This window comes from Bradyrhizobium sp. CCBAU 53415 (assembly GCF_028128735.1).
Classification (GTDB): domain Bacteria; phylum Pseudomonadota; class Alphaproteobacteria; order Rhizobiales; family Xanthobacteraceae; genus Bradyrhizobium.
Window position 1 is genome coordinate 80509 of record NZ_LBJF01000015.1, and the last position, 7134, is coordinate 87642.

At 64.7% G+C, this 7134-nt stretch carries 4 protein-coding genes; 3 read left to right on the forward strand and 1 reads right to left on the reverse strand.

The features are described 5' to 3' along the window. Positions 1 to 178: 178 nt before the first annotated feature. Positions 179 to 1495, reverse strand: coding sequence for a UDP-glucose dehydrogenase family protein (locus XH87_RS09155; protein WP_035708936.1), 1317 nt, complete (start codon positions 1493 to 1495; stop codon positions 179 to 181). A gap of 193 nt (positions 1496 to 1688) precedes the next feature. On the opposite strand from XH87_RS09155, the gene XH87_RS09160 reads away from it, so the two are divergent. From XH87_RS09160 to XH87_RS09170, 3 genes are all read left to right on the forward strand, one after another. Then, positions 1689 to 2756: an acyltransferase family protein gene (locus tag XH87_RS09160; RefSeq protein WP_271586996.1), complete on the forward strand. Its 1068-nt coding sequence runs from the start codon at positions 1689 to 1691 to the stop codon at positions 2754 to 2756. A 174-nt stretch (positions 2757 to 2930) separates the two neighbouring features. Next, positions 2931 to 6020 carry a DNA polymerase I gene (gene polA, locus XH87_RS09165; protein WP_271586997.1) on the forward strand — a complete coding sequence of 1030 codons (3090 nt, stop codon included), beginning with the start codon at positions 2931 to 2933 and terminating at the stop codon, positions 6018 to 6020. 315 nt (positions 6021 to 6335) lie between these two features. Continuing rightward, complete coding sequence (locus XH87_RS09170; RefSeq protein ID WP_035708943.1) at positions 6336 to 6971, forward strand: LysE family translocator; 636 nt, start codon at positions 6336 to 6338, stop codon at positions 6969 to 6971. Positions 6972 to 7134 lie beyond the last annotated feature (163 nt).

Here is a 7134-nt window from a genome sequence, read left to right on the forward strand (position 1 = left end):
CATGCCCGGTCTTCGTGCCGGGTATCCACGTTCTTTCAGGCGAGAGTGAACAAGACGTGGATGGCCGGGACCCGGCTCCGCGAACGCTTCGCCGGGCTTACAGGTATTGGGCCGGCGAAGCTTAGGCGAAGACGGCAAGCCCGGCCATGACGGCTTCCTTCAACGAGAAATGCAGCTATCAGCCCTGCACAGGGGGCCGGCCGACGCTCTCGTAGGTGAAGCCGGCGGCTTCCATGTCTTCGGGGCGATAGATGTTGCGGAGATCGACGACGACGGGCCGCGCCATGACGCTCTTCAGCCGGTCGAGATCGAGCGCGCGGAACTGCACCCATTCGGTGACGATGACGAGCGCATCGGCGCCTTGCGCGCAGGAATAGGCATCCTCGCAATAGGTGATGCTGGGCAGCTCGCCCTTGGCCTGCTCCATGCCGACGGGATCGAACGCCTTCACCGTCGCGCCCATGTCGATCAGGCCAGTCACCAGCGGGATCGACGGCGCATCGCGCATGTCGTCGGTGTCGGGCTTGAAGGTGAGGCCGAGCACGGCGATGGTCTTGCCGCGCAAATTGCCGCCGAGCGCCTGGCTCACTTTCCGCGCCATTGCGCGCTTGCGGTTCTCGTTGACCGCCAGTACGGATTCGACAATGCGCAGGGAGACGTCGTAGTCCTGCGCGATCTTGATCAGCGCCTTGGTGTCCTTCGGGAAGCACGAGCCGCCGAAGCCGGGCCCGGCGTGCAGGAACTTGGTGCCGATGCGGTTGTCGAGGCCAATGCCGCGCGCGACCTCCTGGACGTTGGCGCCGGCTTTTTCGGAGAGATCGGCGATCTCGTTGATGAAGGTGATCTTGGTCGCGAGGAACGCGTTGGCGGCGTATTTGATCATCTCGGCGGTGCGGCGCGCGGTGAACATCAGCGGCGCCTGGTTCAGCGACAGCGGGCGGTAGATGTCGCCCATCACCTTGCGGCCGCGCTCGTCGGAGGTGCCGACCACGATGCGGTCTGGAAACTTGAAGTCGCGGATCGCCGCGCCCTCGCGCAGGAACTCGGGGTTCGAGGCGACGACGACGTCGGCCGCAGGGTTCGTTTCGCGGATGATGCGCTCGACCTCGTCGCCGGTGCCGACCGGCACGGTCGACTTGGTTACTACGACGGTGAAGCCGGTGAGCGCTTGCGCGATCTCGCGGGCGGCGGCGTAGACGTAGGACAGATCGGCGTGGCCATCGCCGCGGCGCGAGGGCGTGCCGACCGCGATGAACACGGCATCTGCGTCGGCAACCGGCCTGGTCAAATCGGTGGTGAATTCCAGCCGCCTGGCCTTGACGTTGGTCGCAACCAGTTCGTCGAGACCGGGCTCGTAGATCGGGATCTCGCCCCGATGAAGCGCCGCGATCTTCCTCTCGTCCTTGTCGACACAGGTGACGTCGTGGCCGAAATCCGCAAAGCAGGCTCCGGAAACCAGTCCCACATAACCCGTGCCGATCATCGCGATGCGCATGAAAAATCCTGTTCCAGCGTGGTTAACGGAAGCCCAATTCGCGGCGGTTTAGCATTTTCCCGAGGTCATGGAACAGTCCGCACGCAAAAACCGGCCCGCGATTTGAACCGGTAAAGAAGTCGGAAACCACTGGGCTCCAAACTGCCCCGCACCCATACAGGGACGGGCGGAACACGCCTCGAAAGGGGACATCATGGCACGATCAGGCACAATCGCGGCGGCCGGGCCTCTCAGGGCCCCTTCTGCCGCGCGTGTCGACTGGGTCGATTATGCCAAGGGCATCTGCATCGTCATGGTCGTGATGATGCATTCGGTGCTGGGGGTCGAGCTCGCCGCTGGGCAGACCGGTTTCATGCATGTCGTCGTGGCCTTCGCAAAGCCGTTCCGGATGCCGGATTTCTTCCTGATTTCGGGCCTGTTCCTGTCTCTGGTGATCGATCGGGACTGGCGAACCTATCTCGACCGCAAGGTGGTGCATTTCGCCTATTTCTATGTCGTCTGGGTGACAATCCAGTTCGGCTTCAAGGCGCCCGCCTTCGCGGCCGAGACGAGCTGGCGCGAGGTTGGGCTCCTGTACCTGGAATCCTTCATCGAGCCGTTCGGCACGCTGTGGTTCATCTATCTGCTGCCGATCTTCTTCGTCGTCACAAAACTGACACGCAAACTCCCGCCGCTCGCAATCTGGCTCCTTGCTGCTGCCCTGGAGACGGCGCGGATCACGACCGGCTGGACCGTCATCGACGAGTTCTGTGCGCGCTTCGTCTATTTCTATTCGGGCTATTTGTTCGCGCCTTACGTGTTCGCCCTTTCGGATCGCGCGCGCAACCATCCCGCGCTGGCGCTCGCAGTGCTCGCGGCCTGGGCATTGATCAATGCCCGCCTGGTCGCGCATGGGGCCAGCGAATGGAAGCTCGTCTCGCTCGTGCTCGGCTTTGCCGGCGCCTGCGCCATCATCACGACGGGCACGCTGCTCGCGCGCGCCCGGTGGATGAATTTCCTCCGCTTCTGCGGCGAGCATTCGATCGTGATCTACCTCGCCTTCTTCCTGCCGATGGCGGCAACGCGGACGCTGCTGCTGCGCACGGGTATCATTCCCGACATCGGAACGATGTCGCTGATGGTCGCCATCGCCGGCGTGCTCGGCGCGCTCGCGATCTGGCGGGTAGCGCTGCGACTCAACGCGCACTTCCTGTTCGAGCGGCCCAATGCATTCTGGATTGCGCCGAAGAAGGCGGCGCCGGTGTTGCAGGCGGCGGAGTGACTCGTCATGCCACGCGAAGGCGGGGCATCCGGTATTCCAGAGACAGTTGTTGTCGACCGATAGGCCGCGACGTACTGGATTCCCCGCCTTCGCGGGGAATGACAGTGGGGATAGTGGCTCAAAAATCCGCCTCCAAAGGCTGTCAAAGGCCGCAAAAATCCATACATTGCGGCCATGCCCAAAACCTCCCCGAAGACCACCGCCAAAGCTGACACCAAGGCCGCGCCGAAAGCTGCCGACACCAAGCCCGCTGCCAAGGCCGCTGCTGCGACAGCTGCTGCCAAACCGGTCGCAACGAAGGCGGCTGGCAAGGGCGACCACGTCTTCCTGGTCGACGGTTCCTCCTACATCTTCCGCGCCTATCACGCGCTGCCGCCGCTGAACCGCAAATCCGACGGCCTCCAGGTCAACGCCGTGCTCGGCTTCTGCAACATGCTGTGGAAGCTCTTGCGCGACATGCCCGAGGACAACCGGCCGACACATCTGGCGATCATCTTCGACAAGTCGGAAATCACCTTCCGCAACAGGATCTATCCGGACTACAAGGCGCACCGGCCGCCGGCCCCGGATGATCTGATCCCGCAATTCGCGCTGATCCGCGAGGCCGTGCGCGCGTTCGACCTGCCCTGCCTCGAGCAAGGCGGCTTCGAGGCCGACGATCTCATCGCGACCTATGCACGGCAGGCGAGCGAGCGCGGCGCCACCACGACCATCGTGTCCTCCGACAAGGACCTGATGCAGCTCGTGAACGACAGGATCGTCATGTACGACACCATGAAGGACCGCCGCATCGGCATCCCCGAGGTGATCGAGAAGTTCGGTGTGCCGCCGGAGAAGGTGGTCGAGGTGCAGGCGCTGGCCGGCGATTCCACCGACAACGTGCCCGGGGTCCCCGGCATCGGCATCAAGACCGCCGCGCAGTTGATCGTCGAATATGGCGACCTCGAGCAGCTCCTGTTCCGCGCCACCGAGATCAAGCAGCCGAAGCGGCGCGAGGCGCTGATCGAGAATGCCGAGAAGGCGCGGATCTCGCGCCAGCTCGTGCTGCTCGACGACAAGGTCGATCTGGAGGTGCCGCTGGACGACCTCGCCGTCCACGAGCCCGACGCGCGCAAGCTGATCGCCTTCCTGAAGGCGATGGAATTCACGACGCTGACGCGGCGCGTCGCCGAATATTCACAGATCGATCCGGCCAACGTCGACGCCGATCCCGGCTACGCGAAGGGCGCGAGTGTATTCTCGCCTCTGCCGCCCTCGGACGTCGTGCCCGCACCAGGGACGGGCACACCGGCGCGAACCGCGCCGGGCGAACGCAACAAGTCGGCGGGCAAGGAGGACAAGGCCGCGAGCCCGAAGGGCGCGCCGATCTCGCTCGCCGCGGCGCGCGAAGAAGCGCTGCGCAAGCTGCCGGTCGATCGCAGCAAATACCAGACCGTCAAGACGCCGAAAGAGCTCGACGCCTTCGTCGCGCGCATCCACGATGCCGGCCATGTCGCGATCGAGATCAAAGCCAACTCCATCGATCCGATGCAGGCCGATCTCTGCGGCATTGCGCTGGCGCTGGCGCCGAACGAGGCATGCTACGTGCCGCTGGCGCACAAGCAGTCCGGCGGTGGTGCCGGCCTGTTCGACGCCGGCCTCGCGCCCGACCAGGTCAAGCACAACGAGGCGATCGAAGCGCTGCGGCCGGTGCTGGAATCGACCGGCATCCTGAAGATCGGCTTCGACGTCAAGTTCACCGCCGTCATGCTGGCGCAGCACGGCATCACCCTGCGCAACATCGACGATGCGCTCCTGATCTCCTACGTGCTCGACGCCGGCCGTGGCTCGCATGCGCTGGAATCGCTGTCCGAGCGCTGGTTCGGCCATGCCATGCTGAAGGAAAGCGAGCTGCTCGGCAGCGGCAAGGGCAAGATCACCTTCGACCAGGTGCCGATCGACAAGGCCGCGCCACTGTCGGCGGAAGGCGCCGACATCGCCTTGCGCGTCTGGCGCGTGCTGAAGCCGCGCCTCGTCGCCGAACACATGAGCGCGGTCTACGAGACCCTGGAGCGGCCGCTGGTCGCGGTGCTCGCACGGATGGAACGGCGCGGCATCTCGATCGACCGTCAGGTGCTGTCGCGGCTGTCCGGCGACTTTGCCCAGACTGCCGCCCGCGTCGAAGCCGAGATCCAGCAGATCGCGGGCGAGCCGGTCAATGTCGGCAGCCCGAAGCAGATCGGCGACATCCTGTTCGGCAAGATGGGACTATCAGGCGGCACCAAGACCAAGACAGGCGCGTGGTCGACCACTGCGCAGGTGCTGGACGAGCTCGCCGAACAGGGCCACGACTTCCCGAAGAAGATTCTGGAGTGGCGCCAGGTTTCGAAGCTGAAATCGACCTACACCGACGCGCTGCCGACCTATGTCAACCCGCAAACCCATCGCGTGCACACGACCTACGCGCTGGCGGCGACCACGACAGGGCGGCTGTCGTCCAACGAGCCGAACCTTCAGAACATTCCGGTGCGCACCGAGGATGGCCGAAAGATCCGCCGCGCCTTCATCGCGACGCCCGGGCACAAGCTGGTCTCCGCCGACTATTCGCAGATCGAGCTCAGGCTGCTCGCCGAGATCGCCGACATTCCCGTGCTGAAGCAGGCGTTCCGCGACGGGCTCGACATTCACGCCATGACGGCATCCGAAATGTTCGGCGTGCCGATCAAGGGCATGCCGGGCGAAATCCGCCGCCGCGCCAAGGCGATCAATTTCGGCATCATCTACGGCATTTCCGCGTTCGGCCTCGCCAACCAGCTCGGCATCGCGCGCGAGGAGGCTTCCGCCTACATCAAGAAATATTTCGAGCGCTTTCCCGGCATCCGCGCCTATATGGACGAGACGCGCGACTTCTGCCGCAGCCATGGCTACGTCACCACGCTGTTCGGCCGCAAGTGCCACTACCCCGACATCAAGGCCTCCAACGCCTCGGTGCGCGCCTTCAATGAACGCGCCGCGATCAACGCCCGGCTCCAGGGCACCGCAGCCGACATCATCCGCCGCGCGATGGCCCGGGTGGAGGATGCGCTGGCGGCAAGGAAGCTGTCGGCGCAGATGCTGCTCCAGGTGCACGACGAACTGATCTTCGAGGTGCCGGACGCCGAGGTCGATGCGACCCTCCCCGTCGTGCAGCACGTGATGCAGGACGCGCCGTTCCCGGCCGTGCTGCTCTCGGTGCCGCTGCATGTCGACGCGCGCGCGGCCAACAATTGGGACGAGGCGCATTGATCTCTCCACCAGCACGGTGTCGTCCCGGCGAACGCCGGACCCATAACCACAGGATCGGGTTTGGCGACGATTGCCCATGACGATCTCGCGTCAAACTTCTCCCTCAGGCTATGGGTCGTAAGTCTGGGTGCCTCGCGTATTGTGGGGTCAAGGCGGGCGTTGCGAGACTTATGGGAGGTCTTCTCGACCGTCGGGATCTCGCACCCCGCCTCGTTTGATTGATGCGGGGACCTCAATTGTCCTCCGAGCAATTGCGTCATGGCACCACCACGCCCCGCATATTAGAACCGTGCCATCTCCCGCACCGGTTCACCCATGCCCCACACTCCCGCCCTGCTCGGCTTCGCCCTCGTCTGCCTCGGCCTCGTGCTCACGCCGGGCCCGAACATGATCTACCTGATCTCGCGCTCGATCACGCAAGGGCCGGCGGCGGGCATCGTCTCGCTCGGCGGTGTCGCGCTCGGTTTCGTGTTCTACATGCTGTGCGCGGCGTTCGGCATCACGGCGCTCCTGCTCGCCATTCCCTTTGCCTATGACGCGCTGCGCTTTGCCGGCGCCGGCTACCTGCTCTGGCTCGCCTGGCAGGCGGTGAAGCCGGGCGGGCGTTCGCCGTTCCAGGTGAGAAAGCTCGTGATTGACAGCCCGCGCAAATTGTTCGCGATGGGCTTCGTCACCAACCTGCTCAACCCGAAGATCGCGATGCTTTATCTCGCGCTGCTGCCGCAGTTCATCGATCCCGCCGCCGGCAGCGTGCTGGCGCAGTCGGTGGTGTTAGGGGCAATCCAGATCGCGATCAGCGTCAGCGTGAATGCGATGATCGCGCTCGCGGCAGGCTCGATCGCGCTGTTCCTGGCGAGCCGGCCGAGCTGGATGCTGGTGCAGCGCTGGCTGATGGGCACGGTGCTGGCCGGGCTCGCGGTGCGGATGGCGGTCGAAGCGAAGAAGGTGTGAGCTTTTTCTTCACCCTCCCCTGAAGGGGAGCGTCGGCACGCGATCGAGCAAAGCGAGATTGCGTGACGGGGTGGGGTGTAAGGCCCCTCCCCGTCCAACAGTGTCCGAGTGGAGAGATCACCCCACCCCGCTCGCGCTACGCGCGATCGACCCTCCCCCTCCA

Excerpts from the sequence above, each read along its gene's own strand:
- XH87_RS09160 (WP_271586996.1), top strand. The coding sequence starts at position 1,689 with ATGGCACGATCAGGCACAATCGCGGCGGCCGGGCCTCTCAGGGCCCCT.
- XH87_RS09155 (WP_035708936.1), bottom strand. The coding sequence starts at position 1,495 with ATGCGCATCGCGATGATCGGCACGGGTTATGTGGGACTGGTTTCCGGA.
- polA (WP_271586997.1), top strand. The coding sequence starts at position 2,931 with ATGCCCAAAACCTCCCCGAAGACCACCGCCAAAGCTGACACCAAGGCC.
- XH87_RS09170 (WP_035708943.1), top strand. The coding sequence starts at position 6,336 with ATGCCCCACACTCCCGCCCTGCTCGGCTTCGCCCTCGTCTGCCTCGGC.